Source organism: Pseudomonas izuensis (assembly GCF_002356535.2).
Lineage (GTDB): Bacteria > Pseudomonadota > Gammaproteobacteria > Pseudomonadales > Pseudomonadaceae > Aquipseudomonas > Aquipseudomonas izuensis.
This window is the reverse complement of the sequence record NZ_AP017423.2, coordinates 5,281,412-5,297,962: the sequence shown is the minus strand read 5'-3', so window position 1 is coordinate 5,297,962 and position 16,551 is coordinate 5,281,412. Positions and strand designations below refer to the sequence as shown.

The window sequence follows — 16,551 nt, the reverse complement described above, 5'->3', positions numbered from 1 at the left end:
GCGGCATCCAGCGGAAACCGGTTGCCGCTTTTCTGGCATTGCCGCGTTGCCACTGCCCGCAAAGCCCCGGTTTACGGGCTTTTTTGAATTGGCATGACGCTTGCTAAGTTCATCGTACGAAAAATCAGGTCACCCGAAGGTTTCCCGACATGAGCATCAGCTTCGATAGAGCGCTCGGCATTCACGAAAAGGCATTGGGCTTCCGCGCCCAGCGTGCCGAAGTCCTGGCCAACAACATTGCCAACGCCGATACCCCGAACTACAAGGCGCGGGATCTGGAGTTCTCGAAAGTGCTCGAGGCGCAGAACGATAAAGCCAAAAACGGCACGTTCGCCTTGAACATGACCAACAGCCGTCATATCGAAGCCGAAGGCCTGGGCAACGGCGAAGAATCGCTGATGTACCGCACGCCGATGCAACCGTCGATTGACCAGAACACCGTGGACGCCCAACTGGAGCAGTCGAACTACGCGGAAAACGCGGTCAACTTCCAGGCCAGCTTCACCCTGCTCAATAGCAAGTTCAAAGGGCTGGTGTCAGCCCTGCGCGGAGAGTAAGTCATGTCCCTATCCAGTGTTTTCAACATTGCCGGTAGCGGCATGAGTGCCCAGACCACGCGTTTGAACACCGTCGCTTCGAACATCGCCAACGCCGAGACGGTCTCGTCGAGCATCGACCAGACCTACCGTGCGCGTCATCCGGTGTTCGCCACCATGTTCCAGGGCGGCCAGAGCGGCGGCAGCGATTCGCTGTTCCAGAACCAGGAAGCCGCCGGGCAAGGCGTACAAGTGCTGGGCGTGGTCGAAGACCAGAGCAACCTTGAGGCGCGCTACGAGCCGAACCATCCGGCTGCCGATGCCAAGGGCTATGTCTATTACCCGAACGTCAACGTGGTGGAAGAGATGGCCGACATGATTTCCGCGAGTCGTTCGTTCCAGACCAACGCCGAAATGATGAACACCGCCAAAACCATGATGCAGAAGGTCCTGACCCTCGGTCAGTGATAAGGGGCGACTCAGATGAGTGTTACCGATACCACCAGCAGCCTTAGCCTCAAAGATATCCTTGCCAACTCTTCGATCAAGACCAACACCAGTGCCGACGGCCTGGCGTCCGCGACGAACAGCGCCACCGGCAATAAGTCCCTGGGCAAGGATGCGTTCCTGCAACTGCTGGTGACGCAGCTGAAAAACCAGAACCCGTTGGAGCCACAGGACAACGGTGCATTCGTTGCCCAATTGGCACAGTTCAGCAGTCTGGAAGGCATTACCACGCTCAATAGCACCGTGTCGGGCATCGCCGGCAACTACAACTCGTCCCAGGCGTTGCAGGCTTCGTCGCTGGTCGGGCGTTCGGTCATCGCGCCGGGCGACAAGGCTGTGGTCGATACCGCCAAGAGCCTCAACGGCACTATCGCGGTACCGGCGTCGGCAGACCCGGTCTCCCTCAAGATCACCGATACCGACGGTAAGGTTATCCGCACCATCAACCTGGGCTCTCAACAAGCCGGCAACGCCAGTTTCATCTGGGATGGCAAGAACGATGCCGGTGAAGTGGCCAAGGCCGGTACGTACACCTTCAACGCCACCGCGACCTACGACGGCAAGGCGACCTCCCTGGTGACGAACCTGCCGGCGACCGTCAGCAGCGTGACCATCAGCCAGACCGGCGGTGAATTGATGCTCAACCTCGCCGGGCTGGGCAGCATCGCCCTGTCCAAAGTACAAACCATTGGTATGTAGGGCCGACTAACACGGCACAAAGGAGTGGAATATGTCTTTCAATATCGGCCTTAGCGGTCTCTATGCATCCAACAAACAACTGGACGTGACCGGCAACAACATCGCCAACGTTGCGACCACCGGTTTCAAATCGTCCCGTGCAGAATTCGAAGACGTTTACTCGGCCACCAAACTGGGCTCCGGCAGTAAAACCACCGGTAACGGCGTGCGCCTGGCCAACGTTTCGCAACAGTTCACCCAGGGTGATATCAACAACACGGGCAACGTGCTGGACATGGGTATCAACGGTTCCGGTTTCTTCGTGCTGAACAGCAATGGCTCGCTGTCCTACACCCGTGCCGGTACGTTCAAGGTCGACAAGGACGGTTACGTCACCAACACCGATGGCTCTGCGCGTCTGCAGGGTTATGGTGTGGATGCCAATGGCAAGATCCTCAATGGCGTATTGACCGATCTGCGCATTGACACGTCGAACCTGGCGCCGAAAACCACCACCAGCGTTTCGTCGACAATCAACCTCAATTCCACGGCGCCGGATATCGACCAGGTTGCCAACCCGTTCGACCCGAGCAAGCAGGCGTCCTTCACCAAGCAGTTCAGCACCCCGATTTACGACACTCAGGGTAACCAGCACACCATGGATCAATTCATGGTCAAGACCGGTGCGAACACCTGGAAAACCTACACCCTGATCGATGGTCGCAACCCGGATGGCAGCGACCCTACGCTTGCAGCTTCGCCGCCGGTTCCTTCGGACATGGTATTCGACACCTCCGGCAAGCTGGTCTCGGTGACCACTCCTGCGCTCCCTGTGCCGATCGTCAGCCCTGACCTGAAGGTCTCCGGCTGGATTCCCGGTACCGTGACCAATGGCGTGTGGGCACCCAACGGCGCCGCCGCCGACCCGGCCGGTGTGACGATTTCCATGAGCAATACCACACAGTTCAACGCCGACACCGCGCGTTCGATTCCTGTGCAGAACGGTTACGCGACGGGTCAGATCACCAACCTGACCATCGACACCAGCGGTGTGATGCTCGCCAACTTCAGCAACAGCCAGACCAAGGCCATCGGCCAGATTTCGCTCGCCAGTTTCACCAACGAACAGGGTTTGCAGCCTGTAGGTGGCACCAGCTGGAAAGAAACCTACTCGTCGGGTATCCCGGGCTACGATGCACCGAACACCGGTACCCTGGGGCAGATCCAATCGAACTCGCTGGAAGAGTCCAACGTCAACCTGACCAGTGAACTGGTCGACCTGATCAAGGCGCAGAGCAACTACCAGGCGAACGCCAAGACCATCTCCACCCAGAGCACCATCATGCAGACCATTATTCAGATGACCTGATACTGGTTGGCTGATTGCTGCAAAAAGAACCCCTCGCAAGAGGGGTTTTTTATGGCTGTGTTTTTGTCAGGGGCCAAGGTTCTGCTTGTCTGTACTGACGCCTTCGCGAGCAGGCTCGCTCCCACATTAGAACGTCTGAGCGCCGCAAATCCACTGTGGGAGCGAGCCTGCTCGCGAAAGCGTCAAACAGGTCACCACATTTCCTTGAGGCAAAAGAAAACCCCCGACCAATCCAGAGGACTAATCGGGGGTTTCAGGTAAGCGCCTTTGAGCGCCTACCGGCTCAGCTTATTGGCAAGCTTCGCAATCCGGCTCGTCAATGGCGCAAGCCTTCGGCACTGGAGCAGGACCGGCAGGTGCTGCCAGGACCGAATCGTCACCGTGGTTGCCGCCGCTGGAAACAGCGTTCAGCTTGCCGGTGTTGATGGTCGACTTCTCGGTGCTGGTCGCGGCCAGGGCACGGAGGTAGTAAGTGGTTTTCAGACCACGGTACCAGGCCATGCGGTAGGTCACGTCCAGCTTCTTGCCCGAAGCGCCGGCGATGTACAGGTTCAGCGACTGAGCCTGGTCGATCCACTTCTGACGACGGCTTGCCGCGTCAACGATCCACTTGGTGTCCACTTCGAAGGCAGTCGCGTAGAGCTCTTTGAGTTCTTGCGGGATGCGCTCGATCTGTTGCACGGAACCATCGTAGTACTTCAGGTCGTTGATCATGACCGAATCCCACAGACCGCGAGCCTTGAGGTCGCGAACCAGGTACGGGTTGATCACGGTGAATTCGCCCGACAGGTTCGATTTCACATACAGGTTCTGGTAGGTCGGTTCGATCGACTGCGAAACGCCGGTGATGTTGGCGATGGTCGCGGTCGGTGCGATGGCCATGATGTTGGAGTTACGGATACCTTTCTGCACACGGGCGCGCACAGGTGCCCAGTCCAGGGTTTCGTTCAGGTCAACGTCGATGTACTTCTGGCCACGGGCTTCGATCAGGATCTGTTGCGAGTCCAGTGGCAGGATGCCCTTGGACCACAGCGAACCCTGGAAGGTCTCGTACGCGCCGCGCTCATCGGCCAGGTCGCAGGAAGCCTGGATCGCGTAGTAGCTGACCGCTTCCATCGACTTGTCGGCGAACTCGACGGCAGCGTCGGAACCGTAAGGGATGTGCTGCAGGTACAGCGCGTCCTGGAAGCCCATGATGCCCAGACCGACCGGACGGTGCTTGAAGTTGGAGTTCTTCGCTTGCGGCACCGAGTAGTAGTTGATGTCGATCACGTTATCGAGCATGCGCACGGCGGTGTTCACGGTGCGTTGCAGCTTGGCGGTGTCGAGCTTGCCGCCCACGATGTGGTTCGGCAGGTTGATCGAGCCCAGGTTGCAAACGGCGATCTCGTCCTTGTTGGTGTTCAAGGTGATCTCGGTGCACAGGTTCGAGCTGTGGACCACGCCGACGTGCTGCTGCGGGCTGCGCAGGTTGCACGGGTCCTTGAAGGTCAGCCATGGGTGGCCGGTTTCGAACAGCATGGACAGCATCTTGCGCCACAGGTCTTTGGCCTGGATGGTCTTGAACAGCTTGACCTTGCCCGGGTACTCGGTCAGGGCTTCGTAGTACTCGTAGCGCTCTTCGAAGGCCTTGCCGGTCAGGTCGTGCAGGTCCGGTACTTCCGATGGCGAGAACAGGGTCCACTTGCCGTCATCGAAGACACGCTTCATGAACAGGTCAGGGATCCAGTTGGCGGTGTTCATGTCGTGGGTACGACGACGGTCATCACCGGTGTTCTTGCGCAGCTCGATGAACTCTTCGATGTCCATGTGCCAGGTTTCCAGGTAGGCACAGACAGCGCCCTTGCGCTTGCCACCCTGGTTAACGGCGACGGCGGTGTCGTTCACAACTTTCAGGAACGGCACGACGCCCTGGGATTTGCCGTTGGTGCCCTTGATGTACGAACCCAGCGCACGAACCGGCGTCCAGTCGTTGCCCAGGCCACCGGCGAATTTCGACAGCATGGCGTTGTCGTGGATCGCGTGGTAGATGCCCGACAGGTCATCCGGCACGGTGGTCAGGTAGCAGCTCGACAGCTGTGGACGCAGGGTACCGGCGTTGAACAGGGTCGGCGTCGATGCCATGTAGTCGAAGGACGACAGCAGGTTGTAGAACTCGATGGCGCGGGCTTCGCGGTCTTTCTCTTCGATTGCCAGGCCCATGGCCACGCGCATGAAGAAGATCTGCGGCAGTTCGAAACGCACGCCATCCTTGTGGATGAAGTAACGGTCGTACAGGGTTTGCAGGCCCAGGTAGGTGAACTGCTGGTCGCGCTCGTGATTGATCGCCTTACCCAGTTTCTCCAGGTCGAATTCGGCCAGAACCGGGTTCAGCAATTCGTATTCGATACCCTTGGCGACGTAGGCAGGCAGGGCCTTGGCGTACAGGTCGGCCATTTCGTGGTGAGTGGCGCTCTCGGCCACACCGAGGAAGCCCAAGCCTTCGGCACGCAGGGTGTCCATCAGCAGGCGAGCGGTGACGAACGAGTAGTTCGGCTCGCGTTCAACCAGGGTACGGGCAGTCATCACCAGAGCGGTGTTGACGTCGTTCAGGGCCACGCCGTCGTACAGGTTTTTCAGGGTTTCGCGCTGGATCAGGTCGCCGTCGACTTCTTCCAGGCCTTCGCACGCTTCGGTGACGATGGTGTTCAGGCGGCCCATGTCCAGTGGCGCAAGGCTGCCGTCGGCGCGGGTGATACGGATGGACGGGTGAGCGTTGACCGCTTCCTCGGCTGGAGCGTGCGAAGCGCGCTCTTTGGCACGGGAGTCACGGTAGATCACGTAGTCGCGAGCGACTTTCTGCTCGCCGGCGCGCATCAGGGCCAGTTCGACCTGGTCCTGGATTTCTTCGATGTGGATGGTGCCGCCCGATGGCATGCGACGCTTGAAGGTGGCAGTGACCTGTTCGGTCAGGCGGGCAACGGTGTCGTGGATTCGCGACGAAGCGGCAGCGGTACCGCCCTCAACTGCGAGGAACGCTTTGGTGATGGCGACGGTGATCTTGTCATCGGTGTAAGGAACGACAGTGCCGTTACGCTTGATCACGCGCAGTTGGCCAGGCGCAGTGGCGGACAGATCCGAATTCGAATCAGCGGCCTGCGGCAAGGTGCCCTGCGGGTTCTCGCGAGTTGTGTCGGTTTGCATGGGGGGTTGTCTCCACATTCTCTATGTTTGTTTGGGCACCTTGACGATGCCCACCGTTCTGTCCTGAAGCACTACAACCGACGTGGCGTCGGGTATAACAACTTCGGGACAGTAGGAAAAAGGCTAATGATGCCGCTTCCTTGCCGAAGTCTTTGGCAGCGAGCCTGAGCTCGATGCCGGATTCCTTTCAGGGGTGCCAGTTATGACTGCAACACCCGTACCGTTCCGGCCATTCGGGCCTGAAATAAACGGTGCCATCCGCAGCTGCGGTTTGGGCTTGTAAAATCGTGCTTGGTTCAACCCTGAACAGGCAATAAAGCGCTTGAGTTCAGGGTCTGAAATGTGGTTGGGCTTTTAAGCTAAAACCCTACATGTAGGGTTTTTTTAGCGCCGAGCTACAAGATAATGCGTTTTGGAGGGTGTTGCAACGTACTGCCTGTGGATAAACCTGTGCGTAAATTGTGTGTGAAAGATGGCGCGGGCGTGTAGGCCGCGAAGTAGCTGGAGCGGACTGTTTTTCACTCATTTTCAGCGACTGAAAACAGCCATTCGGATTTTTAAGGGCGCGAACCCTATCACAAAAAAACGTCTTGTCCGAACGCATTTACCAGCTTGTGTTCTGTGCGGGCGACGTTTATACAATCGGCCAGCATGCAGGCAATTTATCCACCCCCATCATTACAAAAAGACGGGTGGATCCTTCCTTATTAGAGAAATTGGCAAGTAGAGGTCACCCGTGGAGCAAGAAGCCTGGCAGGTATTGATTGTCGAGGACGACCAGCGTCTGGCCGAACTGACTCGCGATTACCTGGAAGCCAATGGCCTGCGTGTGTCGATCGAGGGGAATGGCGCCCTGGCGGCGGCGCGCATCATCAAGGAGCAGCCGGACCTGGTGATCCTTGACCTGATGCTCCCTGGCGAAGATGGCCTGAGTATTTGTCGTAAGGTTCGCGACCGCTATGACGGCCCGATCCTGATGCTCACCGCGCGTACCGACGACACCGACCAGATCCTCGGCCTGGACCTTGGCGCAGACGATTACGTATGCAAACCGGTGCGTCCGCGCTTGCTGCTGGCGCGCATCCAGGCGTTGTTGCGACGCAGTGAAACACCCGAGGTCGTCCCGGAAAAACAGCGCCGGCTGCAATTCGGCCCATTGGTGGTGGACAACGCGTTGCGTGAGGCCTGGCTGAATGACAACGGCATCGAGCTGACCAGCGCCGAGTTCGATTTGCTCTGGTTGTTGGTGGCCAACGCCGGCCGCATTCTCTCCCGGGAAGAAATCTTCACCGCGCTGCGCGGTATCGGCTATGACGGACAGGACCGCTCCATCGACGTGCGCATCTCGCGTATCCGGCCGAAAATCGGCGATGACCCGGAGCATCCGCGCCTGATCAAGACTGTCCGCAGCAAAGGTTACCTGTTCGTTCCCGAGGCCTGCGTAGATTCGTCCCTGTGAACTCGATCTTCCTGCGCATCTATGGCGGCATGTGCGCCGCGTTGATTCTGGTGGCAGTGCTCGGTGTGCTGGCGCTGCACATGCTCAACCAGGTGCGCGGCGAGCAATATCGCGAACGCCTGGCCCATGGCACGTTTTCGCTGATGGCCGACAACCTGCAACCGATGAACGAAACCGAGCGCCACCGGGCGCTAGTGGTGTGGGAACGGCTGCTGGGGATTCCGCTGGCGCTGAAAACCTTCAACCAGACCGACCTCGATCTCACGCAGCGTACCCGCGTGCTGCATGGCCAGGCGTTGGTGGAGCAGACCGGCCCGCATGCGGCAAAGGTTTACCGCCTGGTCAGTGACAAGGAACAACTGGTGCTCACCGGTGAGGTCCAGCAGATCAGCGAACAATTGGCCCGGGCGACGATTTACCTGTTGACCGATGAATTGGTGCGCTACCCGGTGGGCGAGCAACCGGTGCGCCTGGCGCAATTGAAGCAGGACAAGGGCTTTGGTTTCGACTTGCGGCTGGTTACGGTGGAAGACGCCGACATGGATGAGGACCAGAGCCGCCGGGTATCCGAAGGCGACACGGTGATGGCGCTGGGCAAGGGCGGCGATTCGGTCCGGGTGTTCGCCGGCATGGTCGGCACGCCGTGGGTGCTGGAAATCGGGCCCTTGTATCAGATGAATCCTTATCCGCCGGAGTGGCTGGTGCTGATCGCGGCGCTGGGCCTGACCCTGATCGGCTTGATTGTCTACCTGCTGGTGCGGCAACTGGAGCGCCGCTTGCGTGGACTGGAAGCCGCCGCCACGCGCATCGCCAAGGGCAGCCTGGAAACCCGCGTACCGGCGCGCGGCGCGGACTCGGTGGGGCGGCTGGCGTCGGCGTTCAACGGCATGGCCGAGCACTTGCAGCAACTGCTGGCAATCCAGCGGGAACTGGTGCGCGCCGTTTCCCACGAACTGCGCACGCCGGTAGCGCGCTTGCGTTTTGGCCTGGAAATGATTGGTTCGGCGACCACGCCGCAAGCCCTGGAGAAATATTGCGAGGGCATGGATCACGACATCGAGGACCTCGACCGTCTGGTGGACGAGATGTTGACCTATGCGCGGCTGGAGCAAGGCTCGCCAGCACTGAATTTTCAACGCGTCGACCTGGATGCCCTGGTCAATCAGGTGATTGGGGAGCTGGCGCCGTTGCGTGCCGATGTCACGGTGCAGCGTGGCTTGTGCCTGTCGGCCGCCGACTGCGACGATGCCTGGGTCGAGGCCGAGCCGCGCTATTTGCATCGGGCACTGCAGAACCTTGTCAGCAATGCCATGCGTCATGCGCAATCACGGGTAACCATCAGTTATCAGGTGGGGCAGCAACGTTGTCGGGTGGATGTCGAGGATGATGGGCCGGGCGTGCCGGAATTGGCCTGGGAGAAAATCTTCACCCCGTTCCTGCGCCTCGATGACAGCCGGACCCGTGCATCAGGCGGGCATGGCTTGGGCCTGTCGATTGTGCGGCGCATCATTCATTGGCATGACGGGCGGGCATTGATCGGCAAGAGCAAAAGCCTGGGCGGTGCCTGTTTCAGTTTGAGTTGGCCGAGGAATCAGGAGAAGCGCTGAGTTATTTGTTGTCTGTTCGGGCCCCATCGCGAGCAAGCTTTGCTCCCACAGGTTTTGTGCCGGTCAAACTAAACCTGTGGGAGCAAAGCTTGCTCGCGATGGCGGCCCGACAGGCGCCGAAACACTTCAGGCCCTGATGCTGACCAGACTCAACAACTGCTCATCCTTGACCCCAAACTGCGCATCCAGCTCGGTGCCGTTGCGCCATTCACTCGACAGGTCCGTCAACAGCCGCAACCGCACTTCACCCGCCTCGGTCCACTCCAGCACTTCGGCGTGTTCAAAGTAGAAACGCTGCTGGACGATCGGATAGAGCGCCTTGAACAGGCTCTCCTTTACCGAAAAGGTCAGGGTCACCAGCAACGCCAGTTGATCGCGATGCCCGGCGGCCATGCGATGGAGCTCGGGCGGGGTGAGAATTTCCCCGGCCAGGCGTTCGGCGCGTTCGGCATTGAGCAGGTTTTCCAGGTCCATGCCCAAGCCGCGCCAATGGTTTTTCCTGGCGACAATTGCCGCGGCCCGGCCGGTACTGTGGGTAATGGAGCCGGTGATATGCGCCGGCCAGACCGGTGCCCGGTCTTCGCCGATGGCCGGGCTGACGCTCAGGCCTTCCAGTTGTTGCAAGGCGGCCCGCGCGCAGATCCGTCCGGCGAGAAACTCCGCCTGCCGTTTCGCGACGGAGCGCTGGATACTCGCCGGCACGTCGATGGCGCTGCGCTGGAAATCATCGCTGAGCAGTTGCGAAGGATTGAAGTGGGTGCTCAACAGCACCGCATCCGGCAGCACAAACGGCAGCGGCCAGTGGGCATCGAGGGGCGTACAGCAGGCGGGCAGGGCGGGGACTGGATTCATGTCGGGCATTTTGCCGGGTTGCCCTGAAACTGGGTAGTGCAAAGGTTCAGATCGGCGGTGCGGCCATTCGCGAGCAGGCTCGCTCCCACAGGATCGACGGTGAGACACAAATCCAATGTGGGAGCGAGCCTGCTCGCGAAAGCCGCACCGCGGTCTACCTGATTACCCAAATATCTTCTTGAAAAACGCCTGCATATCCGCCCACGACTTTTCATCCGCCGCCTTGTTGTAACCAATGTCCGGCCCGCCGTGATCGCCATGACTCAGGCGATCGGCGTCAGGATTGCTGAAGCCGTGCTTGGCGCCGTCGAGGCTGACGAACTTGTAGTCGGCGCCAGCCTTGTCCATCTCGGCTTTGAAGGCAGCCACGTTATCGGGCGTCACCATGCTGTCCAGCGCGCCGTGTTCGACCAGGACTTTCGCTTTCACGCTACCGGGTGTCGCCGGCGTTTTAGTCGCCAATGCGCCGTGGAAACTCACCACGCCGGCCAGCGGCATACCCTGACGCGCAGCATTGAGTACCACACCGCCACCGAAGCAGTAGCCGATGGCAGCCACTTTATTCGGGTCGGTTTGCGCTTGTTTCTTCAGCAAGTCGAGCCCGGCCTGAAAGCGCGCACTGGACGCCGCGCTGTCTTTCGTCGCCGCCTGCATGAACGCCATGGCGTCCTTGGGGTGTTCGGTGTTTTTGCCGTCGCCATACATGTCGATGGCCAGGGCGCTGTAGCCGAGGCCGGCGAGGTCGCGGGCGCGGCGTTTGGTGTAATCGTTGAGCCCCCACCATTCATGCACCACAACGACGCCGGGGCGCGGGCCCTTGATCGCGTCGTCATAGGCGTAATAGCCGATCAGTTTCGTGCCGTCGACGCTCTGGTAGGGGATTTCCTGGGTCTTGATGGCGGCGTGGCTGAGCCCGCTAAAGGCCAGCAAGAGGACAGCGAGGAACATGCGCATGGTTAATCTCCTGTCGAAAATTATCGGGACACTCTCATCGAAGCACCCGGATCGGGTTGATTCAGCTTAGGTTCAGATTGCGTTCAGGGGGAGTTCAGGGCGGGATCAGTACCCTTGCCGCTACCAAAAAGCGAACAGCGCATGAGGAAACTCCCTATGACTGGCTTGAAAAACCTGCTTCTGGCGTTCACCGTCCTGGGCGTCAGTGCTGCCGCCCATGCGACCGACGATAATTTCACCAGGCTTACTTCTGGACAGACCAGCGACAAGGTCAAAAAGTCCGGTGTCCTGAATTATTCGAGCGTGGGCGGTGTGGTCGACAATGACAGTGCCTGGAGCGTGCATCTGGCCCGGCAAGGCAGCCAGAATAGTGACTACGCCACGTATGACAACGTGTCGGTCTCGCACAATGGCATTAAACTTCGTCAGGAGGACCTCATGGGCCGCTACGATTTGACGACTATCAGCAAGCCGTCGTGATATCAGCCATCGCAACACGTGCCTTTATTGAAGGTTGTGCCTCTGGAGCTGTTGATCAGCAGGAGAACGTTATGAAATTGCTGGTCGTCGAAGATGAAGCGCTGTTGCGCCATCACCTGCAAACCCGCCTGACGGAAAGCGGGCATGTGGTCGAGTCCGTGGCCAATGCCGAGGAGGCCTTGTATCAGACCGAGCAATTCAACCATGACCTGGCGGTGATCGATCTCGGCCTGCCGGGCATGAGCGGCCTCGATCTGATCCGCCAGTTGCGCTCGCGGGGCAAGACCTTTCCGATCCTGATCCTCACGGCGCGCGGCAATTGGCAGGACAAGGTCGAAGGCCTGGCGGCTGGCGCCGACGACTATGTGGTCAAGCCGTTCCAGTTCGAAGAACTCGACGCCCGGCTCAATGCCTTGTTGCGCCGCTCCAGCGGTTTCACCCAGTCGACCATCGTCGCCGGGCCATTGGTGCTCGACCTCAATCGCAAACAGGCATCCCTGGACGATCAGCCGCTGGCGCTGACGGCCTACGAGTACCGCATCCTCGAGTACCTGATGCGCCATCACCAGCAAGTAGTGGCCAAGGACCGCCTGATGGAACAGTTGTACCCGGATGACGACGAGCGCGATCCGAATGTGATCGAAGTGCTGGTCGGCCGTCTGCGCCGCAAACTGGAAGGGCCGGTCGGGTTCAAGCCGATCGATACCGTTCGCGGCCTCGGCTACCTGTTCAATGAGCGCTGCACTTGATTCGTTCCCTTCGTGTCCGCTTGATGCTCGCCGCCACACTGCTGGCGGTGTTGTTCATGCTGGCGCTGCTGCCGGCGATGCAAGGTGCGTTCAGCCTGGCGCTGCAAGACTCCATTGAACAACGCCTGGCCTCCGACGTGACGACACTGATCTCCGCCGCACGGGTGGAGAACAACCGCTTGCAGATGCCGGCGCAATTGCCCGACGAGCGCTTCAACCTGACCGACAGCCGTTTGCTCGGTTATATCTACGACCGCGAAGGTCATCTGGTCTGGCGCTCCAGGGCCACTCAGGAAGAGATGCTCAATTACAAACCGCGCTATGACGGGCGCGGCAATGAGTTCGCCAGGATCAGAGAAGCCAATGGCCAGGAGTTCTTCGTCTATGACGTCGAGGTCAAGTTGCTGGGGGGCAAGAGCGCGGCGTTCAGCATTGTCGCGCTGCAACCGGTACGCGAATACGAGCTGACCCTCGAAGGCCTGCGGGAAAACCTCTACCTGGGCTTCGGCGCGGCCTTGCTGGTGCTGCTGGCGTTGCTGTGGATCGGCCTGACCTGGGGCTTGCAGGCGTTGCGCCGGCTCAGCCAGGAGCTGGACGAAATCGAAAGTGGCGCCCGCGAAAGCCTCAGCGAACAACATCCCCGCGAACTCTTGCGCCTGACGGGTTCCCTGAACCGCTTGCTGCACAGCGAGCGCGAACAGCGCAGCCGTTACCGCGATTCCCTCGACGATCTGGCGCACAGCCTGAAAACACCGCTGGCGGTGCTGCAAGGCGTCAGCGAGGACATGGCGCAACGCCCCCAAAATCGCGATCAGGCCCGGGTGCTGCAAACCCAGATCGAGCGCATGAGCCAGCAGATCAGCTATCAATTGCAGCGCGCCAGCCTGCGTAAAAGCGGTCTGGTGCGGCATCAGGTTCAACTGCGTCCGGTGCTGCAAAGTCTCTGCGACACGCTGGACAAGGTCTACCGCGACAAGCGCGTGCGGGTGACCCTGGACCTGCCGCCAGAGTGTTACGTGCCGATTGAGCAGGGGGCCTTGCTGGAGATGATGGGCAACTTGCTGGAGAACGCCTATCGCCTGTGCCTGGGTGAAGTGCGCATCAGCGTGCGGCAGACCCTGGGTGGTATCGAATTGTGCGTTGAGGACGACGGTCCCGGCGTGCCGCCCGATCAGCGCGCACGAATCCTGCAACGTGGCGAGCGCCTGGATCGACAGCATCCGGGGCAGGGCATTGGCCTGGCGGTGGTCAAGGACATCATTGAAAGCTACAGCGCCAAACTGACGCTGGGGGATTCACCCATGGGCGGGGCGGCGTTCAGGATTCAGTTTCCGGTGGTTTAGTGTTGCTCTTGCGGGCGCCATCGCGAGCAGGCTCGCTCCCACAATGGATCTATGACGCACTGAACATCCCCTGTAGGAGCGGGCTTGCTCGCGAAGAGGCCAGTCAATCCGCCGCAAATCTCAACTTTCCTGCGCCCGGTAAGCCCCAGGCGTCAGCCCCGTCCACTTCTTGAACGCCCGATGAAACGCCGAAGGCTCGGAAAACCCCAGCTGTTCGGCGATCTGCTGCAAGGGCAGATCGTTGCGGCTCAGGTGATAGATCGCAATGTCGCGGCGCAACTGGTCCTTCAACTCTTGAAAGCTGGTGCCTTCCTCGCGCAAATGCCGACGTAGCGTCTGCGGGCTGATGTGCAGGTGCGTGGCCACGGCGTCGAGGTCCGGCCAGCGAGCACTGTCGCGGCTGAGCAAGCGCCGCAACTGGCTGGTCAGGCTATGGCCATCATCCGGGCGCGCCAGCAGGTCGGCAGGCGAGCGTTCAAGGAAATGCTTGAGGGTACGTTCGTCCTGTAGCAACGGCATGTTCAAGTAACGACTGTGGAACAGCAGGCTGCTTTGCGCCCCGCTGCTCTTTTGTGCCGCGCTCTTTGCGGTTGAAAAGCTCAGTGCACAAGAGAACAGCAAATCGTACTCGGCCCCGTGTTCCGGTCGCGGGTAACTGAACGTCGCCTGCTCCAGGCGAATGCGCTGACCGATCAGCCAACTGCCGAACCGGTGCCAGACCACCAGCAGGTATTCGGTGAGAAAATGGTCCGGATCCCAGAGCTGCGAATCGTCCAGGCTCAGGCGAATCATTTCGTCTTCGCGCGTCAGGGTCAGGCGCGGGGCGTCAGGGAATAGGCTATAAAACAATAAGCCGCGGTTGAGTGCCTTCTCCAGATTGCGGCAATGAATCACGGCATGGCACATCATCGCGAAGCTACCGGGTTTGCTCGGCGCTTTCCCAAACCCGAGGTATTCGTTGTCCAGTGCCAGCCACAGAGCCTGTATCAGTCGGGTGAATGGCTCCGGACCAATGCGCGCCCGCGGCTCTTCGAGCAACTCGGGGCTGATCCCCAATTGCTGCAACAGGTCCGAATAGTCGTAGCCGTGCCGTTGCGCGCCGCGCAGGACCGCACGGGCGAAATGACTGGCGATGGTGCGTTCGCGCATAGCAGGCAAATCCGTCCATTGAGCGATGGATGGTAGCTGCGGTTGCAACGGATGAACAAGGCGGATATCCGCCAGATTGTACGACCCGATTTGGTCAATGGGCGGAAATCCGCCACTGCGGCGCAACCGCTAGCCAGTCAAGAAGAACCTGCAATGCCTGATATCAAAAGGCTTGTAGGAGGATTCACGGAAGGTGGCACGGGCTTTGCGATACAACCGGCAGATGCCTGCCGTCGCGCAGCTCGAAAAAACAAATCCCTCCGGTGCAGGAGGGTTCGCAAATGAGGTGTCGTGGGCAACGGATGGATGTTGTCCCCGCGCACTCTTGAGGAACTTTGCAATGACGACTCGTCAGCCACTGTACAAATCCCTGTATTTCCAGGTGATCGTTGCAATTGTCATCGGTATTTTGCTCGGTCACTACTATCCACAGCTCGGTGTGGCCGTTAAGCCGCTGGGTGACGGGTTCATCAAGCTGATCAAAATGATCATCGCGCCGATCATCTTCTGCACCGTCGTCAGCGGTATCGCGGGCATGCAGGACATGAAGTCGGTTGGCAAGACTGGCGGTTACGCGCTGCTGTACTTCGAAATCGTATCGACCATTGCGTTGCTGGTGGGCCTGGTCGTGGTCAACATCGTGCAGCCGGGCGCTGGCATGCACATCGATGTGAGCACCCTGGATGCCTCGAAAGTGGCGACCTACGTGGCACAAGGCGCTGACCAGAGCGTTATCGGCTTCCTGATGAATATCATCCCGGCCACCATTGTCGGTGCGTTCGCCACGGGCGACATCCTGCAAGTGCTGATGTTCTCGGTGATCTTCGGTTTCGCCCTGCATCGCCTGGGTGCCTATGGCAAGCCGCTGCTGGATTTCATCGATCGCTTCGCCCACGTGATGTTCAACATCATCAACATGATCATGAAGCTCGCGCCAATCGGTGCGTTCGGTGCCATGGCGTTCACCATCGGTGCCTACGGTGTCGGCTCGCTGGTGCAGCTGGGCCAACTGATGGCCTGCTTCTACATCACTTGCGTACTGTTCATCCTGATCGTGCTCGGCGGTATTGCCCGCGCGCACGGTTTCAGCGTGCTAAAAGTGATCCGCTATATCCGTGAAGAACTGCTGATCGTGCTGGGCACCTCCTCCTCGGAATCGGTGTTGCCACGCATGCTGATCAAGATGGAGCGTCTGGGCGCGCAGAAATCCGTCGTGGGTCTGGTGATCCCGACCGGTTACTCGTTCAACCTCGACGGCACGGCGATCTACTTGACCATGGCGGCCGTGTTCATTGCCCAGGCCACTGACGCCCACATGGACATCACGCATCAGATCACCCTGCTGGTGGTGTTGCTGCTGTCCTCCAAGGGGGCTGCGGGCGTGACCGGTAGCGGGTTCATCGTACTGGCGGCCACCCTGTCCGCGGTGGGTCATCTCCCGGTTGCCGGCCTGGCGCTGATTCTCGGCATCGACCGCTTCATGTCCGAAGCCCGTGCCCTGACCAACCTGATTGGTAATGCCGTTGCCACCCTGGTGGTGGCCAAGTGGGTCAAGGAGCTGGACACCGACGTGATGCACGCTGAACTGGCTTCCGGCGGTCGCGGCATTGCTGACGAGCCTAAAGACGATGTTCTGGGCCATGTCAAAGGGGCGACCCCGACTAACGCCAAGTAAGTCTTGTTGT

The 16,551-nt window shown here is 59.7% G+C and carries 13 protein-coding genes and 1 pseudogene; 10 read left to right on the top strand and 4 right to left on the bottom strand.

Going from position 1 to position 16,551, the window contains the following annotated elements; translation table 11 throughout:
• Nucleotides 1–149: 149 nt before the first annotated feature.
• The 4 genes from flgB to flgE are packed head-to-tail and all read left to right on the top strand — an operon-like array spanning nucleotide 150 to nucleotide 3,090.
• Nucleotides 150–557 (top strand): flagellar basal body rod protein FlgB, encoded by a 408-nt coding sequence (gene flgB / locus LAB08_RS23525; protein ID WP_096509465.1) that lies wholly within the window; start codon nucleotides 150–152, stop codon nucleotides 555–557.
• Between the two features lie 3 nt (nucleotides 558–560).
• Nucleotides 561–1,004, top strand: coding sequence for a flagellar basal body rod protein FlgC (gene flgC / locus LAB08_RS23520; RefSeq protein ID WP_096509466.1), 444 nt, complete (start codon nucleotides 561–563; stop codon nucleotides 1,002–1,004).
• A 15-nt stretch (nucleotides 1,005–1,019) separates the two neighbouring features.
• Entirely contained in the window at nucleotides 1,020–1,742 is a 723-nt protein-coding gene (flgD, locus tag LAB08_RS23515) for a flagellar hook assembly protein FlgD (protein WP_096509467.1), read from the top strand.
• Nucleotides 1,743–1,773: 31 nt separating this feature from the next.
• On the top strand, nucleotides 1,774–3,090 hold the full coding sequence (gene flgE, locus LAB08_RS23510; RefSeq protein ID WP_096509468.1) for a flagellar hook protein FlgE: 1,317 nt from the start codon (nucleotides 1,774–1,776) through the stop codon (nucleotides 3,088–3,090).
• Between the two features lie 288 nt (nucleotides 3,091–3,378).
• On the opposite strand, the gene LAB08_RS23505 is transcribed toward flgE, so the two are convergent.
• Nucleotides 3,379–6,273, bottom strand: coding sequence for a ribonucleoside-diphosphate reductase subunit alpha (locus LAB08_RS23505; protein ID WP_096509469.1), 2,895 nt, complete (start codon nucleotides 6,271–6,273; stop codon nucleotides 3,379–3,381).
• Between the two features lie 736 nt (nucleotides 6,274–7,009).
• Between LAB08_RS23505 and LAB08_RS23500 the strand changes: the two genes are divergently transcribed.
• Both LAB08_RS23500 and LAB08_RS23495 read left to right on the top strand, forming a co-directional pair.
• Nucleotides 7,010–7,732, top strand: a complete 723-nt coding sequence (locus LAB08_RS23500; RefSeq protein ID WP_096509470.1) for a response regulator — start codon at nucleotides 7,010–7,012, stop codon at nucleotides 7,730–7,732.
• Nucleotides 7,729–9,339 (top strand): ATP-binding protein, encoded by a 1,611-nt coding sequence (locus LAB08_RS23495; protein ID WP_096509471.1) that lies wholly within the window; start codon nucleotides 7,729–7,731, stop codon nucleotides 9,337–9,339. The genes LAB08_RS23500 and LAB08_RS23495 overlap by 4 nt, the downstream gene beginning before the upstream one ends.
• A 126-nt stretch (nucleotides 9,340–9,465) precedes the next feature.
• Here LAB08_RS23495 and LAB08_RS23490 read toward each other — a convergent pair whose 3' ends face one another.
• Nucleotides 9,466–10,191, bottom strand: coding sequence for a 4'-phosphopantetheinyl transferase family protein (locus tag LAB08_RS23490; protein WP_197706296.1), 726 nt, complete (start codon nucleotides 10,189–10,191; stop codon nucleotides 9,466–9,468).
• Nucleotides 10,192–10,353: 162 nt separating this feature from the next.
• The gene (locus LAB08_RS23485; RefSeq protein ID WP_096509473.1) at nucleotides 10,354–11,145 is read right to left on the bottom strand and encodes a dienelactone hydrolase family protein; all 792 of its coding nucleotides are present in this window, start codon (nucleotides 11,143–11,145) and stop codon (nucleotides 10,354–10,356) included.
• A gap of 156 nt (nucleotides 11,146–11,301) precedes the next feature.
• Between LAB08_RS23485 and LAB08_RS23480 the strand changes: the two are divergent.
• From LAB08_RS23480 to LAB08_RS23470, 3 genes and pseudogenes are all read left to right on the top strand, one after another.
• Nucleotides 11,302–11,601 (top strand): annotated as a pseudogene (locus tag LAB08_RS23480) (hypothetical protein); the annotation flags it as partial.
• A 95-nt stretch (nucleotides 11,602–11,696) separates the two neighbouring features.
• A complete protein-coding gene (locus LAB08_RS23475) occupies nucleotides 11,697–12,374 on the top strand; it encodes a response regulator transcription factor (RefSeq protein WP_096509475.1) in 678 nt (225 codons plus the stop codon).
• Nucleotides 12,371–13,717, top strand: a complete 1,347-nt coding sequence (locus tag LAB08_RS23470; RefSeq protein WP_096509476.1) for an ATP-binding protein — start codon at nucleotides 12,371–12,373, stop codon at nucleotides 13,715–13,717. The genes LAB08_RS23475 and LAB08_RS23470 overlap by 4 nt, the downstream gene beginning before the upstream one ends.
• A gap of 120 nt (nucleotides 13,718–13,837) precedes the next feature.
• Here LAB08_RS23470 and LAB08_RS23465 read toward each other — a convergent pair whose 3' ends face one another.
• The gene (locus LAB08_RS23465) at nucleotides 13,838–14,866 is read right to left on the bottom strand and encodes an AraC family transcriptional regulator (protein WP_096509477.1); all 1,029 of its coding nucleotides are present in this window, start codon (nucleotides 14,864–14,866) and stop codon (nucleotides 13,838–13,840) included.
• 340 nt (nucleotides 14,867–15,206) lie between these two features.
• Between LAB08_RS23465 and LAB08_RS23460 the strand changes: the two genes are divergently transcribed.
• Nucleotides 15,207–16,541, top strand: a complete 1,335-nt coding sequence (locus LAB08_RS23460) for a dicarboxylate/amino acid:cation symporter (RefSeq protein ID WP_096509478.1) — start codon at nucleotides 15,207–15,209, stop codon at nucleotides 16,539–16,541.
• The last annotated feature ends 10 nt before the right edge of the window (nucleotides 16,542–16,551 follow it).

Coding starts and splice junctions, on each gene's coding strand:
- flgB (WP_096509465.1), top strand. CDS start 150: ATGAGCATCAGCTTCGATAGAGCGCTCGGCATTCACGAAAAGGCATTG.
- flgC (WP_096509466.1), top strand. CDS start 561: ATGTCCCTATCCAGTGTTTTCAACATTGCCGGTAGCGGCATGAGTGCC.
- flgD (WP_096509467.1), top strand. CDS start 1,020: ATGAGTGTTACCGATACCACCAGCAGCCTTAGCCTCAAAGATATCCTT.
- flgE (WP_096509468.1), top strand. CDS start 1,774: ATGTCTTTCAATATCGGCCTTAGCGGTCTCTATGCATCCAACAAACAA.
- LAB08_RS23505 (WP_096509469.1), bottom strand. CDS start 6,273: ATGCAAACCGACACAACTCGCGAGAACCCGCAGGGCACCTTGCCGCAG.
- LAB08_RS23490 (WP_197706296.1), bottom strand. CDS start 10,191: ATGAATCCAGTCCCCGCCCTGCCCGCCTGCTGTACGCCCCTCGATGCC.
- LAB08_RS23485 (WP_096509473.1), bottom strand. CDS start 11,145: ATGCGCATGTTCCTCGCTGTCCTCTTGCTGGCCTTTAGCGGGCTCAGC.
- LAB08_RS23475 (WP_096509475.1), top strand. CDS start 11,697: ATGAAATTGCTGGTCGTCGAAGATGAAGCGCTGTTGCGCCATCACCTG.
- LAB08_RS23465 (WP_096509477.1), bottom strand. CDS start 14,866: ATGCGCGAACGCACCATCGCCAGTCATTTCGCCCGTGCGGTCCTGCGC.
- LAB08_RS23460 (WP_096509478.1), top strand. CDS start 15,207: ATGACGACTCGTCAGCCACTGTACAAATCCCTGTATTTCCAGGTGATC.